Source organism: Citricoccus alkalitolerans (genome assembly GCF_039528175.1).
GTDB lineage: Bacteria > Actinomycetota > Actinomycetes > Actinomycetales > Micrococcaceae > Citricoccus > Citricoccus alkalitolerans.
This window is the reverse complement of sequence record NZ_BAAALH010000002.1, coordinates 1,700,810-1,715,932: the sequence shown is the minus strand read 5'-3', so window position 1 is coordinate 1,715,932 and position 15,123 is coordinate 1,700,810. Positions and strand designations below refer to the sequence as shown.

Below are 15,123 nucleotides of genomic sequence, written 5' to 3'. Positions count from 1 at the left end.
CGTTTGCGCACCCTTCGGGCCCTGGTCACCAACTGGAGTGCCCTGCCCGTGCGAACCCGAGTGGTCTCCCTGTTGGTCTTCCTCACCGCCGTGGCCCTGCTGCTCTCCGGGGCGACGGCCTACGCCCTGCAGCGCAACGGCATGGCCCAGCAGGTCGACGACTCCCTGACGCGGTCAGTCCAGGAGTTCCGCATCCTCGCGCAGGAGGGCATCGATCCGGCCTCCGGAGATCCGTTCTCCGCCTCCGACCAGCTCGTGTTCACGGCCATGCAGCGGACGCTGCCGGCCGAGCACGAGGGCATGCTGGGATTTCAGAACGGGGAGATCAGCTGGACGGCATCCTCGGCAGTGGAGCTCCGTCTCGAGTCGGATCCCGAACTCGTGCAATGGGCGGCGGACCAGTCCGGCGCGAGTGGGGTGGCGATCCAGACGATCACCACCGCCCAGACCACCTACCGGGCCGTTGCCGTGCCCATCCACTTCGACAACGACACGGCACCGTCACTGATGCTCCTCGCCTACGACTTCTCGGCCGAGCTGGGCGACCTGGACAGCACCTTCCTGACCTACGGCCTCGTCGGCTTCGGCGTCATGATCGTGGTCGGCGTGGCGGGGTGGCTCTTGGTGGGCCGACTGCTCCACCCCCTGCGCACCCTGCAATCCACGGCAGCGGAGATCTCCGGCACGGACCTGCGGCGCCGTGTCCCCGTCTCCGGCCAGGACGACGTGGCCGAGCTGGCCGAGACCTTCAACGAGATGCTGGACCGCCTGCAGGGCGCCTTCGCCTCTCAGCGGCAATTGTTGGACGACGTCGGTCACGAGCTGCGCACCCCGATCACCATCGTCCAGGGGCACCTGGAGTTGCAGGATGCCGAGGACGCGGCCGACGTCCTCGAGGTCCGGGAGATCGCCCTCGACGAACTGGACCGCATGCGGCTGCTCGTGGATGACCTTGTCACCCTGGCGAAGTCCGGACGGCCGGACTTCGTCGATACCCAACCGACCGACGTCGGGACCCTCACCCGCGATGTGCTGGGCAAGGCCTCGCCGCTGGGACCCCGAATCTGGACCCTGGACCATGCTGCCGACGTGACCGTGCCCCTGGACGCCCACCGCATCACCCAGGCCTGGCTGCAGCTGGCGTCCAACGCCGTGAAGTACTCGAAGGAGGGCTCCAAGGTCTCCCTCGGCTCACAGGCGCTGTCCGGCACCCTGCGCCTATGGGTGCGGGACCAGGGAATCGGCATCCGGCCCGAGGACCGGGAGGGCATCTTCGAACGTTTCGGACGGGGCTCCAACAGCACCCGCGCCGAGGGCTCCGGACTGGGGCTGAACATCGTCACGGCGATTGTCCAGGCCCACGGCGGCAGTGTGGACGTCCAGTCCGCGCCGGGCATCGGTTCCACCTTCTACATCGACCTACCGCTGGACGGCCCTGTGGACGGCCCTCCGGACGTCACCGAACCCCAGGGACAAGACGGCGGCCTCGCCCGCCAGGTAGGTTCTCCAGTGAGCAGGACTTCCCATCCCAAGGACGGTACGGCGTGAGCCAAATCCTGATGATCGAAGACGAGCAGCGGATCAGTTCGTTCGTGGCCAAGGGCCTCAAGGCGGAGGGGCTTGCTACCACGGTGGCTGCCACCGGGCGCGAGGGCCTCGTCCTGGCCTTGACCGGCGGCTTCGAGCTCGTCATCCTCGACCTCGGACTGCCGGACATGGACGGCTTCACGGTACTGGAGAAGATTCGGGCCCAGGACCCGGGGCTACCGGTGATCATCCTGACGGCGCGGGCCTCCGGTGAGGACACCGTCACGGGGTTGACCTCCGGGGCCGATGACTACATGCCCAAGCCGTTCCGCTTCGCCGAGCTGGTGGCACGGGTGCGGTTGAGGCTGCGCTCCGAGGGCAACTCGTCCTCGGCCCCGGCAGACCCCGTGCTGCGCCATGCCGACCTCGAGCTGGACCCGATCCGGCACGTGGCGGCCATCGGCGGCGTTGAGGTGGACCTGTCCGCCCGCGAGTTCTCTCTGGCCGAGACCTTCCTGCGCCATCCCGGCCAGGCCCTGAGCCGCGAGCAGCTGCTGTCCCGGGTGTGGGGATACGACTTCGACCCGGGCTCCAACGTGGTCGACGTCTACGTGCGCTACCTGCGCAACAAGCTCGGCGTCACGCGGTTCACCACCGTCCGCGGCGTCGGCTACCGCCTCGTCGATGAGAAGGACTACCACCCCGCTGACGACTGAGGCGGGTCCCGGGGCCTGAAGGTCTAGAGGTCCAGAGGTCTAGAGGTCTAGAGGTCTAGAGGTCTAGAGGTCTAGAGGTCTAAGAGAGATTCGGCGATGTCCAGCCGCTGCCGGGCCGATCGCTGCCAGTCGCTCCGTTCCGAGTCCCGGGCACCGGCCACCAGGGACAGCGCCACCGCGGCGGAGCGGCATGTAAGCGCCGCTGGATCGACACCGGTCTTGAAGTACCCGTGGAAGCGCCGCAGGGCGTCGTCCACGTGGACGTATCGACGGTCGACGGCCGGCAGCACGGCCAGGTGTCCGAGGAAACAGGCCAAGTCGTCCACCCGGTGGCCCGGTCCCGCGCCGTCGATGTCCAGCACGCAGCTGATGCGGTTGTTCTTCACGAGCAGGTTGGCCTCGTAGAAGTCGCCGTGGGTGGGCACCACCGGCCCACGGTCCGTGACGGTCAGTTGCCGCTGCAGGTGGTCCACGAGGGACCGGATCCGCCGGGCCTGGTCCGGCAGGGCGGTTGCGGCGGCGTGCCCGTAGTCCGACGTGCGGTCAGACCAGGCATCGCGCCGCGGCAGTTCCAGCAGATCGGCTGGCATCCGGTCCAGGATCCCTACGACGTCGGCCGGTTCAACCTGCCGTGCCCCGTTCGCCATGATCGCGTTGGCCAGGACCTGGCCGTCGCCCTGTTCGAAGGCCAGCACATCGGCGACCGGCGGGCCAAGCACCACGGGTACCGGCACGCCGGCGGCCGCCAGCACCATGTGGCGATGGTGGAGCCGGGTGGCGAGGCCGGCGCGCATGACCTTGAGGAAGACGGTGCGCCGTCCGGAAGCGCCGGAAGCAGCTGAGGTGCCGGAGGCGTCAGGGGCTCCCGGGGTCCCGGGGATGTCCGTCACCACCGCGCGCAGGACGGCTCGACGCAGCGGGCGGTAGCTGATGGTCTGCAGGTCCACCAAGGTCCCGCCGCGGCCCCAGAGGGCTGCCACCGACGCCGGGTCGGAGGCCAGCGCCAGGCCGGTGAGCAACGGGTCATGCGGATGGAACCAGGCCGACCAGGTGGCGTCGCCGTCCTCGCCTGCCGCCAGGACCGCGTCGTCCGGCACGGCTTCCGCGGTCAGTGCGACGAAGAGTTCTTCCGACTCATCCCCAGTGACATGGATCCGGAAGACGCCGGTGGCCCCGGCCCCGGGACGGTGCTGGAGATCGACGAGTTCGGCGTGATCGAGATGATAGCCCTGCCCGTCGAGGACCTCTCCGAGGCGGCCTCGGACGGCTGCTGAGGACAGGTACTGTACCTGCCGATGCTCCGCTTCGTCCCGGTGCGCGCCCTTGCGCATCGGTGCCAGCCCGGGTCTCAGACGGCCCGGCGGCGTTCCAGAACCTTGTCCAGGTCCAGGGTGCGGTTGGCCGTGGCCTCGACCTTGGCGCGGTACTCCGCGGAGACGCCGGCCTTCAGCTTGACGCCGGGGCTGGCCTGCGGGGCCTCGGGCTTGGCGATCGGAGCCGGCGCCACCCGGTGGGCCTCAGCCGCGTCCAGGTAGGTGGGGCGCGGGACGGATGGCAGGGCCGAGGCGCTCTCGTCCGCCCCAGCATCACGGGTCACCTGCTCGGGGGCGGTCTGTTCCGTGCTCGGCGCGGAGACCGCCTTCTCAGCGGGCGCCGTCGCAGCACCGCGTCCAGAAGTGGAACCGGCGGCCGCATCGAACACGCGGGTCGGCCCGGTGGTCGGCACGGTGCGCTCGGAGGTCGGCAGGCCGGGGTTCATGGCCTCGTCGAAGGCGCTCTCGATCCGACGGTCCTTGCGCTTCTTGCGGTCCCGGAGGGCCAGGGTTCGCAGGGTGGCCACGCCGGCCACGGCGACGGCTGCGGCGATGCCGGAGACCAGGAGGGTACCCGCCCCGAACGCGGCGGCGATGCCGGTCCCGAGGAAGGTGAGGGCCGCCAGCACGGCAACGGCGGCGATGATGGTGCGGTCCCACTTGACCCGGAAGCCGGAGGCAGACTCCTTCGCGGCGTCCACGGGACGGGCGTTGTTCCGAGGCATGGACTGGGCGGTGCGCTTCATGGTCTTCCTCCGGTGGCTCCTGGGCTGGGGCTCCTTGTTCGCCCTCCGGTAGATGGCTATCAACCACGCCACCACCAGTGCACACAGCACCAGTGATCCGTGCAGGTGAATGTCCGGAAGGTAGCCCAGTGCAAGGCTGAGCGACTCCTCAAGACTACCTGTGCCTGCATCCACCCCTCAAACGGTACCGGCCGCGAACTACACCGGTGTGATTCACCCCGGTGTGTCTGCCGTGTCGCCGCAAATTCGGGCTCGTCAGCGCGCCTCCCACCGGGCGAGGAGTCCGTCTGGGACTTCCGGAGCGGTCAGGGCATAGGCGTCATGGTCCCTCCAGGCCCCATCGATGTGCAGGAAATCCCGGCGCATCCCCTCGTGCCGGAAGCCGAGTTTCTCCACCACGCGCCGGCTGGGGACGTTCTCCGGCCGGATGTTGATCTCCATCCGGTGCAGCCCCAGCGTGCTGAAGCAGTAGTCGGTGGCCAGCGCCACCGCGGTCGGCACGAGTCCCTGCCCGGCCCTCTCCTGGTCGATCCAGTAGCCCAGCGAGGCCGAGAGTGCCGAACCGCGCACGATCGAGGACACGCTCAACTGCCCGGCGATCACCGGCGTTCCAGCGGCGGATGTCCGCACGCAGATCAGCCACGGCAGAGCCGTCCCCTCCTTGCCGGACCGATTCAGGACCTTCACCATCTCCGCGTAGCTCTTCAGGGCGGTGGACGGCTCGGGATTGGTGGCGTCCCAGCGGCGGAGCCAGTCCCGGTTGCGGGCCCGCAGTGAGGTCCATTCCTCCTGGTCCCAGCGCCGGAACGGACGGAGCACGAGGTCCCCGTGCTCCAGGGACACGGGCCAACGATGGGTCCGGAGGGTGGCGGTAGGCGGCATGTGCCTGATCCTAGGTCCGCGAGGCGATGCCCGTCCCCCTCCTCACTGTGGGGGCAGAGAAAAGGACTCATCTTCGCCCGCAGAGTCGGATGGTTGCGGGAGGGAGGCAGAATGGGAGCGTGTCGTTCAACGAGTCCTTCAGCCAGCCAGCCTCATCCCCGCCACCAGAGGGAGGAGAGACCCAGTACTCCGCGTCCCTGACCGGGAACCGTGGCGAGAGCCCGGAGGAGGTGTTGAAACACCGCAAGCAGGATTTCCGCACTCTGTGGCGGGCCCGTCGGCGTGAACTGGACCCGTCAGATCGTGCCGCCCAGTCAGCCGATCTGACCTCCACCATCCTCGACTGGTACCTCCCGCGGGCGCAGCACCGTCGCGTCGCCGCGGTACTGTCCTATGGTGCCGAGCCGGACACCGGACCGCTGCTCGAGGCACTGCACGGGGCCGGCGTCGAGGTCCTGGTCCCCATCACGGAACCCGAGCGGCAGCTGTCCTGGACCGCCTGGCATCCCGGTGTGGAGGTCGCCCGCAGCTCAGTCGCTCCGATCGACGAGCCGGTGGGAGAACGCCTCAGCGTGGAGACCATGGAGACGGTGGACCTCGTGCTGGTCCCCGCCCAGGCGGTGGACACCCGCGGTTTCCGCCTGGGCCAGGGCGGTGGCTACTATGACCGCTTCCTGGCCGCCCTCTACCGTCAGCGTGCCGCGTCCAGCACGTCCGGAGACTCCAGCGCGGATGCCACCGCGCCCGACGACGGCCCGGCACCGTCGGCCGTCCCCGTCACGGTGGCCGTGGTGTTCCGGCATGAGCTGATGACGCGGGGCGAGGTGCCGATCTCGGAGTTCGACGAGGCGGTTGACGGAGCCGTCACCGCCGACGGCTTCACATGGTTCGGTCAGGTGTAGACTTGGCAGTCGAAACGTGAGAGTGCCAAATTGAGAGGACCGTTCGGTGCCCACCTATGCCTACGCCTGCAAGGACTGCGGTCAAGAGTTCGACATCGTCCAGTCGTTCACGGATGACTCGCTGACCACCTGCCCCGAGTGCGAGGGCACCCTCCGGAAGAAGTTCAACTCCGTGGGCGTGGTGTTCAAGGGTTCCGGCTTCTACCGCAACGACTCCCGCTCCGAGGGCTCCGGCTCCCAGGGCTCCTCCACGCTGGCCGCGGACAGTTCCTCCGGCGGCTCCTCGGACAGCGCGGCCTCCACCTCGTCTGACTCCGGCTCATCACCGTCGCCGTCCACGTCCGGCGCCGCCGCAGCCTCTTCATCCGGGTCCAGCGGCGCGTCATCCGGCTCCTCGGGCGGCTCCGCCTCCGGCACCGCTGCCTAGTTCCGCGCTCCTCCACAGCCGACCGATGACGGCGGTGCCTCCTCCGCCGACGTGATCACGGTGGCCGGACCCGCCACGCTCCTGTTGTGATCGTGGCATGTCATCACCCACCGCCCGGCTCCGGCGCTCCCCGGCCTCTCCGTCACGACGTCCCGCGTCCCGGAGACGGCCCTCTCCCCGCCGTGAGCTGCGCCGGTATCGCCGCGCCGTGCGCCGCCGGATGGCCACTCCCCCACCTCCACATCTCCTGGAGCACGACTCCCGCCGGTCCCGTCTTCCTGCCGGCGTCACCCATGCGGTGCGCGGATCAGCGGGAAGACCGGGCGGCGGGTCGACCCATAGACCGACCGATGAGTGGATCGACTGGTCAGCCGACGAAAATCCCGACGCCGATGTCGCAGCAGCAGCCGCCTCCTCCCTGCTGCGCACCCGGCTGAAGCTGGTCCTGGCCTCCCTCCCGCTCGTCCTGGCAGTCATCCTGCTCTCGGTCAATGCCTTCGGCGGCCCGGCCGGCTCGGGTGGCCAGGGTGCCCCGGACGATCCGGACGGTCCGGGCGGTTCAGGCGGTACAGGCGGTGCGGTCGGGTCAGAATCCCAGCAGGCCGGGACGGAGGCAGGAGGGGCCGGTGACGTCGCCGTGGCGGCGGTCCAGGAAGGGCACCGCCGAGCCTCTCCCGATGGGGGCACCGTCTTCTCTGGCGGGGCCGGAGGGTCCCACCGCATGCCCGAGGTGCCAGACGGACACCGGGCCGTGGCCGTGAGATTCGCAAGCCCCGACGCCGTGGACCTGGTGGCAGCCGGAGACCGCATCGACATCGTGGGAACGGACGGGAGTGTGCTGAAGGCCAACCTTGAGGTGCTGCAGGACCGCTCCACGGAACGGGCCACGGTGCTGGTCCTGGCCGTGGCCGAGGAACGAGCAGCGGAACTGGCGGCGGCAGCGGTGAATCAGGACCTCACGCTCCTGGTGACACCGGAGCCGTAGCCCGCGTCAGTCCCAGTGCCTCAGTCCCAGTGCGGCGGACGCTGTTCGAGCAGCCAGCGCTCACGTTCGGATAGGTTGCGCTGGTCTGAGGACCGGGCGTCGCGCTGGCCGGAGCCCGATGGCATCGAGGGTGCTGAGGACTCACCAACCGCCGGTTCGCCGAGGGTCGGCTCGGGACCGTCGGCGGACGCCGGACCGGTGCCGGGGGCGTCGGCCCGTCGGGGACCACGGCGGCGAGCCGCTGGGCACTCAGGATCAGCGGATGCCATCGCCCTGTTGCCCGGAGGCGGAGCGATCCGCGGCTTCCTGCCCGGTGGCAACGCCATCGTCTTCCGACATGGGCTCGCGATGCTCCCCGTCGGTGCCGGAGGCCGTGCCCATCCCTGCGCCCGTGCCGGAGGACACCTCCGTATCGGAACGCGAACCCGTCTCTGCGTTGGACTGCGCGTCTGTACTCGCGCCCTCCCGCTGTCGCTCGGCGGCCGCGCCGTCGAACAGTGCACCGTCGAACACCGCGGCGGACGATCCGGCCCCCTCCGTGGACTCCGGTGACCCCCCTGACGAAGGAGCCGGCATCGCCGCCTCGGGGATGGCCAGTGGTTCCGAGGGGCCGGGGCCGGCAGATTCCAGGGGGCCATCCTCGGCCGAGGGCAGGCCCAGGTAGTCGGCGATGGTCCGGGCGCATCCGGCCGGGTCGGAGAAGACGTCGATGGTCCACAGGGCGTGGTAGCGCCAGCCGCTGCGCTCGAGTTGCTGTGGCATCTGACGGGACCGCTCGCGGACGGTCATCCGGCGGTACGCCTCAGAGCCGTCGGAGAACATGGCGACGGGAACGGCCTGTTCCGGAGAGGCCTGAGCCTCCCAGGCGGGCAGGCCCAGGGGGTTCCAGACGGCGAGGTCGATGCCCCCGGCGAAGTTCGGCAGCACGGTGGCATGGCGATGAGCCAGGCGGTCGGAGAGGTCCGCCACCAGCGGGTCCCGCGGCCGCGGAGGGGTGGTGTGTCCGGTGTCCTTGAGGTAGGTCTCGAGCAGTCCGTAGAAGTCCGAGGCGCCGTTGCCCAGCCGCTGCGGATCCAGATCGTCCGGGTGCACGCAGGTCAGTACGTGCAGGTGCTGGCGTGCGCGGGTCAGGGCGGTGGCATAGAGTTCCCGGCCACCGGCCTCGGAAAACGGCCCGAAGTGGTGCACCACGCGTCCGTGCGGGGTCCGGCCGTAGCCGAGGCTGAAGATGATGTGGTCCCGGACCACGCCCTGGGCCCGAGCCATGGGGGCCACCACGAACGGCTCCCGGTCCCGGTTGAAGAAGGCGGCGGCCCACGGGTTGTTGGGCAGGTTCAACCGGATCGCCTCGGCCACGCGGCGGGCATGCAGCGGGCTCGCGGTGATGACGGCCAACGAGGCACCCGGGCGGTGGCGGATGTGCTCGAACACCAGGTCCATGGTCCGGTTGACCTCGGCCACGGTGGATTCCACGCCCTCGTCGCCGGCGCCGGGCATGCCGGTCCCGCCGGGCAGGAATTCCACGCGCACCGGATGGTCCGCGCCGGTCAGCTCGGAGGCGCCGGGCAGCATGTCCAGCATCGAGTCGTAGAGCTGTTCGCCCAGCAACCGGGTGAGCTTGCGCTCCAGGCCGCGGTGCATGGTGGTCAACCTGACGCTCGGCAGCACCCGCATCAGGGCGGTGAAGGCCGAATCCACCTCGCGCGGCAGCAGCACGGAAGCCGTAGGGTCCACGGAGACGTTGAAGGTCTTCGGCGAACCGGAGGTGCCGTCGCCGAAGGCCACCACCTGCTTGCCGCGGCTGATCGCGCCCAGCGCCGTGCTGAGGGCGAGGGATTCAGCATCCAGCAGCAGGACGGCGTCGAAGCTCATGTCCGCCGGGAACTCGGCCAGGGCCAGCGGGGAGGTCGTCCAGGCCGGCACCAGGGATTGGATCAGCTCCGGCTCGAGGCCGGACAGAGACTCCGGGTCCGGATTGCCGTCCTTGAGCAGGGAGCGCAGCACGCGGGCCGAGGCCCGGTGCATGCCGGCGGTCCTGGTCCACTGCCGGGCCATCTTCCAGTTCAGGCGCTGACTGCCGCCTTCCAGGTGGGCCGTGTCCGCGAGGCGGTACTCCGCCTCGATCTTCCGCAGCGACTCGGCGTCCATCATGGCCAGGTAGTCGTCGCCGGAGATCATCGCCTCGAGCGCGGACTGCCACCAGGCCAGTTCGAGCTCGGCCCGCAGCTGGTCCGTCGGCACTTCGCGCTGCTGCAGATCCGCCATCAGCTCCTGCAGGCCCTGCTCCCGCAGCTGGTCACCGACGAGCGTGCGTTCGGGCAGGGTCTTGAGCGTGTCCTGGTCCGCCACGAGCCGGTCCAGGATCTGGCTGAGCTCGTCCACGGGCAGGTTCTCCAACCGGCCCGATTCCCGCCGCGGTTCGGCGAGCACCCGCTGCAGCCGAGCCATCTGGCCGGCCACCTCGGCGCCCTTGGCCGAGAGCGCCTCCAGGCCCGCCGGGACGGAGGGGTGGCGCTTGGTGGTGGCCCAGCGGGTCCACTCGGCGCGCTGGTCCTGCACGTCCACGAGGGCCTCGTGCAGGTCGGAGACGTGCACTCCCGGACGGATGTACTCCTTGGCCACGCGGCGGAGTCGGGAGCGAGTCATGGAGGACATCTCGACGCCATGCTGCTTGCGCCACTGCCCGGAGGCCGTGGCGGAGATCAGGTCCGTGACCGGACGGTCGAAGATGTCCGGGGTGAACTGGTCCAGGGAACCTCGGACGGCGGAGAGCAGGTGGATCTGGCCGACCCAGTCCGCGAAGGTGCCCCCGGTGGACAGCTGGGCCTGGTCGGTGGCCTGGTCCAGCTGCTCGCGCAGCACGGGCAGGGCGGTGGCCAGATCCTCGGCCAGCCCGTAGGCGTCCTCGGTCTCCTGCACGTTGCGCAACCGGGCCCCGTACCAGGGGCTCTCGGTGGAGGAGCGGGAGAAGGCACCGAGTTCCCCAGCGCGGATGAAGGTCGCTGCGGTCTCGTCACGATTGACGGTGGCGTCCAACACGGAGCGCTTGAGGCGGACGGTGGTGGAGGGGGCTGGATCCATCGCGGTGAGCGAGGCCAGCGACTGCATGGCCTGGAAGGGCGAGCAACCCCAGCGCTCCCGCACGTTGTGCAGACTGCGCAGGTGGTCCCGCAGTTGGTGGCGGCGCTCCACGAGGGTGGCGTTGAGCCGGCTGGTTCCCGGTTCCTGGGCCCGCTCCACGCGCAGCAGGGCCTGGATGAGCTGGCGGCGCATCAGCTCGGGAGTGGCCGCAGCGGGGATGTCCAGCACCAGGGAGTCCAGGTCTACGGAGCCCAGGCGGCGGCGGAAGTCGTCCAGGGTGGCGGTGCGCTCGGCCACCACGAGCACGCGCTTGCCGTCCCCGGCGAGCTGGGCCACGGCGTTGGCCGCGGTCTGCGTCTGGCCCGTGCCGGGAGGGGTGACGACCACCAGGTCGTGGCCGGCGGCGATGTGGTCGAGAGCCCGCTGCTGAGACGGGTCCGCATCCAGGATCAGGCTCTCGGTGGACGGGTCCCGCTCGTCGACCGGCGGCAGCCCCGTCTCCGGCAGTTCCGTGCGGCGCGGGACCATGCCCGACCCGGCGTCATACAGTGCGGAGACCACGGGGTGGGTGGAGTCCACCACGTCCACGGAGGCGGTGTCCGCCAGATCGGCGAAAGTGGACACGAGCAGGCGGTGCTCCACCACCAGCCCCCGGACCTCACGTCCCTGCGAGCGCAGCAGCTCCATGGCGGGCATGGGCTCGAGCTTGGCGGTGGCGTAGGCCGCGCGCAGGTAGTCATCCGCGTCCAGCACGATCCCGTGGTGGTCTCGGAAGTAGCGGGCCAGGGCGGGGTTGAGCCGGGCACGGTCCGAGATCTGCAGCTCGTAGTCGTCCTGCTCACCCCGCAGTGTCAGACTCAGCCGGGCCAGCATCACGGGAGCGGACATCTGCGTGGACCGGCCGTCCTCGATGACGCGCCACGTCGCCAGGCCGGCGGCCAGGTACCCGACGTCAACGCCGCGGTCCTCGGCCAGCTCCTGGATCTTCCCCCGCAGTTGGCGGGCCGCCCCGCGGGCGTGCATGAACGCGTCGCCGTCCCGCAGCAGGGTGGACAGTCGAGTGCGGCGACCGGACATGAACTGGCTCAGCCCGGACGGGTGGGAGTGCGAGATGTCGATGCTGTTCGCGCCGGACGGGGCGAAGCGCAGCATCGTGTCGTTCTCGGTGCCCGAGCCCAGCGAGGCCAGCCACGCCGGGAAGGTCAGGCGGGAATCGGACTCGGCGGGGCCGTCGTCGGGCAGGCCCGTGTCCCTGCCCCCGTGGAGGCGAGACGCCGCGGGGCTCTGCTGGGGGTCCTGCTCAGTCACAGTTGTCCTTCCTGCCGCCGGCCGCTTCCCCGCCCTGCCCACGACGACGGCCGGTGCGGTGGGGCCGCGAGGCACCAATGCTTGGTTCCACGGTACACAGGCGCACCGCGGATTCCCCCGAGGGAAACGGGCCGGTTCCCCGGCGTCCGCCTCCTGACGGGGGGCTTACTCCCACTCGATGGTTCCCGGGGGCTTGCTGGTCACGTCCAGGACCACCCGGTTGACGCCGCCCACCTCGTTGGTGATGCGGTTGGAGATCCGTGAGAGCAGGTCGTACGGCAGCTGGGCCCAGTCAGCGGTCATCGCGTCCTCGGACGTGACCGGCCGCAGCACCACGGGGTGGCCGTAAGTGCGGCCGTCACCCTGGACTCCCACGGACCGGACATCGGCCAGCAGCACCACGGGGCACTGCCAGATGTGGCGGTCCAGGCCGGCGGCTGTCAGTTCCGCGCGCACGATCGCATCGGCCTGGCGGAGCAGGTCCAGGCGTTCCCGCGTCACCTCGCCGATGATGCGGATGCCCAGCCCGGGGCCAGGGAAGGGCTGACGCCACACGATCTCATCCGGCAGGCCGAGCTCGGAGCCCACGGCGCGGACCTCGTCCTTGAACAGGGCGCGCAGCGGCTCGACAAGCTCGAACTCGATGTCCTCCGGCAGCCCGCCCACGTTGTGGTGGCTCTTGATGTTCGCGGTGCCCTCGCCCCCGCCGGACTCCACGACGTCCGGATAGAGGGTGCCCTGAACCAGGAACTTCACATCCTTGGCATCCGGGTCATGGCGGGACTCGGCGATGATGTCCGCCTGAGCCTTTTCGAAGGTGCGGATGAACTTCTCGCCGATGATCTTGCGCTTGGCCTCCGGGTCCGTCACGCCCTCCAGCGCCTCCAGGAACACGTCCTCGGCGTCCACCATGATGAGCTTGGCACCGCCGGTGGCCGCACCGAACGCCTTCTCGATCTCCTCGGACTCGTTCTGGCGCATCAGGCCGTGGTTGACGTAGACGCAGGTCAGCTGGTCCCCCACGGCCTGCTGGACCAAGGCGGCCGCGACGGCGGAGTCCACACCGCCGGACAGGCCGCAAATGGCCCGGTGCTCGCCGATCTGCTCGCGAATCAACTCGACCTGTTCCTCGATCACGGAGGAGGTGGTCCAGGTGTCCTTCAGGCCGGCACCGTGATGCAGGAAGTTGCGCAGCACCTCCTGACCGCGCTCGGAGTGGCCGACCTCCGGGTGCCACTGCACGCCGTAGATCTTCTTCTCCGGGCTCTCGAACGCTGCCACCGGGGCTCCGGGGGTGCGGGCGGTGACGGAGAAGCCGGCCGGGGCCTCGGTCACGGAATCGGCGTGACTCATCCAGACGACCTGGTCCACGTCCTGGCCGGCGAAGAGCACCGAGGTGGAGCCGATGGCCTCCAGCCGGGTGGAGCCATACTCCCGGGTGTCCGTCTTGGACACGGTGCCACCGAGCGCCTGGGCGATCGACTGGAAGCCGTAGCAGAGGCCCAGCACGGGGACCCCGGCCTCGAGGAGTTCCGGGTCGAGCCCGGGCGCGCCCTCGGCGTAGACCGAGGAGGGGCCGCCCGAGAGGATCAGTGCCGCGGGATTGCGGGCCAGGATGTCCTCGGCCGAGAGCGTGTGCGGGACGACCTCAGAGTACACGTTGGCCTCACGCACGCGCCGGGCGATCAGCTGGGCGTACTGGGCGCCGTTGTCCACGACCAGCACGGTCGGGAAGTCTGCGGCGATCTGGGGGTTGTCCGGGGTGTCCGGCCGGTGGTCCGGTGCTGTGGTCTGGTCGTCAGCCTGGGAGGAAGTCACCCGTCAAGGATAGTGCAGGAGCAGGGCAGAATGTCCTCGTGGCCCCAGACTCCCCCGCCGACGTCATCGCCCTCCTCCCGCACGCCCGGGCGGCCCAGCGCCGCGCCGTCCGCGTCCTGGGAACCGCCCAGGTCTTCTCGGGGTTGGGCAACGGCGCCACGCTGTCCCTGGGCTCGATCCTGGCCGTGGAGCTCTCGGGTACCGAATCCAACGCCGGCCTCGTGAACACCGCCATGACGCTCGGCTCAGCGGCGGTGTCCATTCCGCTGTCCACCCTGGCGGTGCGACGCGGACGGCGGGTCGCCCTGGGGATCGGCCTCGCCGCAGGGCTGCTGGGTCAGGTGCTCATGGTGGCCGCCGTCGTCGCCCGGTTCTTCCCCGTGCTGTTGCTCGGGTCGTTCCTGGTGGGCTTCGGCGCCGCCGTGAACCTGCAGGCCCGGTTCGCCGTCACGGACCTGTCCGAGCCGCAGCACCGTGGACGGGACCTGTCAGTGGTGGTCTGGGCCGTCACCGTGGGCGCCGTGATGGGTCCCAACATGGTGGGGCCGGGCGCCGTGGTGTCCGGCTGGCTGAATCTGCCCGTCCATGCAGGTCCCTTCCTGATCTCCGGCGCCGGCATGGCCGTGGGCGCCGCCATCATCCTGACCGCCCTGCGTCCGGATCCCCTCCTGTTGCGCCGGCGGCTGGAAGGTGCTGCGGAGAGCCCGGCGTCGGCCGACGTCGGCCCCGCCTCTCAGTACTCCGGGCACTCCCGGATCTCCCCACGCTCCGGCGGATGGGCCGCCGGGTGGCGGATCATCCGGGCACAGCCCACCGCGCTGGCCGCCGTGCTCACGGTGGTCGGCGCCCATGCCGTGATGGTCGGCCTGATGTCCATGACGCCGCTGCACCTGCAACACGAGGCAGGGCTCACCAGCAGCGAACTGGGACAGCATCCGGACACGGTGGTGCTGATCGGCTTCACCCTGTCCCTGCATGTGGCCGGAATGTATGCCCTCTCCCCCGTGATGGGCATGCTCGCGGACCGCCTCGGTTCGGCACGCGTGGCCGGTGGCGGCCTGACGGTCCTGGTGGCCGCGGCGGCCTTGACGGGGCTCTTCCCTCATCAACGCCTCGCCGTGGTGATCGGGCTCGTCCTGCTCGGACTGGGCTGGTCGGCCGCCACGGTGGCCGGGTCCACGCTGCTCGTGGCCGCCCTGCGCCCCGCCGACCGGGTACCCGCCCAGGGCTTCTCAGACGCGGTGATGTCCCTGGCGGCGGCGGTCAGTTCACTGGCGGCGGGCCCGATCATGGGCGGGCTCGGCTTCACGGGACTCTCGGCCGCGCTGGCCGGCGTGGTGGTGCTGTGCGGCATCGGGGTGGCGGCGCTCGTCCGCGGGCAGCCCGCCCGGCCGTAGGCGCTGCCCGCCCGGCCCTAG

The 15,123-nt window shown here is 70.3% G+C and carries 12 protein-coding genes; 7 read left to right on the top strand and 5 right to left on the bottom strand.

All coding sequences use genetic code 11. The features are described 5' to 3' along the window. Together ABD134_RS13790 and ABD134_RS13785 are read left to right on the top strand one after the other, a co-directional pair. Nucleotides 1–1,548: sensor histidine kinase (locus ABD134_RS13790; RefSeq protein WP_344230362.1), on the top strand; the 1,548-nt coding region annotated here is incomplete at its 5' end. Then, nucleotides 1,545–2,243 carry a response regulator transcription factor gene (locus tag ABD134_RS13785; RefSeq protein WP_344230360.1) on the top strand — a complete coding sequence of 233 codons (699 nt, stop codon included), beginning with the start codon at nucleotides 1,545–1,547 and terminating at the stop codon, nucleotides 2,241–2,243. The genes ABD134_RS13790 and ABD134_RS13785, both read left to right, overlap by 4 nt. Nucleotides 2,244–2,314: 71 nt before the next feature. Here ABD134_RS13785 and ABD134_RS13780 read toward each other — a convergent pair whose 3' ends face one another. After that, on the bottom strand, nucleotides 2,315–3,340 hold the full coding sequence (locus tag ABD134_RS13780) for a phosphotransferase (protein ID WP_344230358.1): 1,026 nt from the start codon (nucleotides 3,338–3,340) through the stop codon (nucleotides 2,315–2,317). A gap of 51 nt (nucleotides 3,341–3,391) precedes the next feature. Here ABD134_RS13780 and ABD134_RS13775 point away from each other — a divergent pair, with 51 nt between their 5' ends. Further along, nucleotides 3,392–3,517, top strand: a complete 126-nt coding sequence (locus tag ABD134_RS13775; RefSeq protein ID WP_344230356.1) for a hypothetical protein — start codon at nucleotides 3,392–3,394, stop codon at nucleotides 3,515–3,517. Between the two features lie 74 nt (nucleotides 3,518–3,591). Here the strand turns inward: ABD134_RS13775 and ABD134_RS13770 are convergent, their stop codons facing one another. Both ABD134_RS13770 and ABD134_RS13765 read right to left on the bottom strand, forming a co-directional pair. Next, entirely contained in the window at nucleotides 3,592–4,302 is a 711-nt protein-coding gene (locus tag ABD134_RS13770; RefSeq protein ID WP_344230355.1) for a hypothetical protein, read from the bottom strand. A 255-nt stretch (nucleotides 4,303–4,557) separates the two neighbouring features. After that, on the bottom strand, nucleotides 4,558–5,184 hold the full coding sequence (locus ABD134_RS13765; RefSeq protein WP_344230353.1) for a GNAT family N-acetyltransferase: 627 nt from the start codon (nucleotides 5,182–5,184) through the stop codon (nucleotides 4,558–4,560). Nucleotides 5,185–5,303: 119 nt separating this feature from the next. Between ABD134_RS13765 and ABD134_RS13760 the strand changes: the two genes are divergently transcribed. The 3 genes from ABD134_RS13760 to ABD134_RS13750 all read left to right on the top strand — a co-directional run bounded on the left by ABD134_RS13760 (nucleotide 5,304) and on the right by ABD134_RS13750 (nucleotide 7,498). After that, a complete protein-coding gene (locus ABD134_RS13760) occupies nucleotides 5,304–6,086 on the top strand; it encodes a 5-formyltetrahydrofolate cyclo-ligase (protein ID WP_344230351.1) in 783 nt (260 codons plus the stop codon). A gap of 46 nt (nucleotides 6,087–6,132) precedes the next feature. Further along, nucleotides 6,133–6,513 carry an FmdB family zinc ribbon protein gene (locus tag ABD134_RS13755; protein ID WP_344230350.1) on the top strand — a complete coding sequence of 127 codons (381 nt, stop codon included), beginning with the start codon at nucleotides 6,133–6,135 and terminating at the stop codon, nucleotides 6,511–6,513. A 97-nt stretch (nucleotides 6,514–6,610) separates the two neighbouring features. Further along, nucleotides 6,611–7,498 carry a hypothetical protein gene (locus ABD134_RS13750; RefSeq protein WP_344230348.1) on the top strand — a complete coding sequence of 296 codons (888 nt, stop codon included), beginning with the start codon at nucleotides 6,611–6,613 and terminating at the stop codon, nucleotides 7,496–7,498. Nucleotides 7,499–7,753: 255 nt separating this feature from the next. Here ABD134_RS13750 and ABD134_RS13745 read toward each other — a convergent pair whose 3' ends face one another. Both ABD134_RS13745 and guaA read right to left on the bottom strand, forming a co-directional pair. Further along, nucleotides 7,754–11,887, bottom strand: a complete 4,134-nt coding sequence (locus tag ABD134_RS13745) for a DEAD/DEAH box helicase (RefSeq protein WP_344230346.1) — start codon at nucleotides 11,885–11,887, stop codon at nucleotides 7,754–7,756. Nucleotides 11,888–12,052: 165 nt separating this feature from the next. Then, nucleotides 12,053–13,633: a glutamine-hydrolyzing GMP synthase gene (gene guaA / locus ABD134_RS13740; RefSeq protein ID WP_344230920.1), complete on the bottom strand. Its 1,581-nt coding sequence runs from the start codon at nucleotides 13,631–13,633 to the stop codon at nucleotides 12,053–12,055. Between the two features lie 110 nt (nucleotides 13,634–13,743). On the opposite strand from guaA, the gene ABD134_RS13735 reads away from it, so the two are divergent. Next, nucleotides 13,744–15,102, top strand: coding sequence for an MFS transporter (locus ABD134_RS13735; RefSeq protein ID WP_344230344.1), 1,359 nt, complete (start codon nucleotides 13,744–13,746; stop codon nucleotides 15,100–15,102). The last annotated feature ends 21 nt before the right edge of the window (nucleotides 15,103–15,123 follow it).

Bases quoted from the DNA above. Each gene is read 5' to 3' on its own strand.
- ABD134_RS13775 (WP_344230356.1), top strand. From the start codon at position 3,392: ATGGATCCGGAAGACGCCGGTGGCCCCGGCCCCGGGACGGTGCTGGAG.
- ABD134_RS13770 (WP_344230355.1), bottom strand. From the start codon at position 4,302: ATGAAGCGCACCGCCCAGTCCATGCCTCGGAACAACGCCCGTCCCGTG.
- ABD134_RS13765 (WP_344230353.1), bottom strand. From the start codon at position 5,184: ATGCCGCCTACCGCCACCCTCCGGACCCATCGTTGGCCCGTGTCCCTG.
- ABD134_RS13750 (WP_344230348.1), top strand. From the start codon at position 6,611: ATGTCATCACCCACCGCCCGGCTCCGGCGCTCCCCGGCCTCTCCGTCA.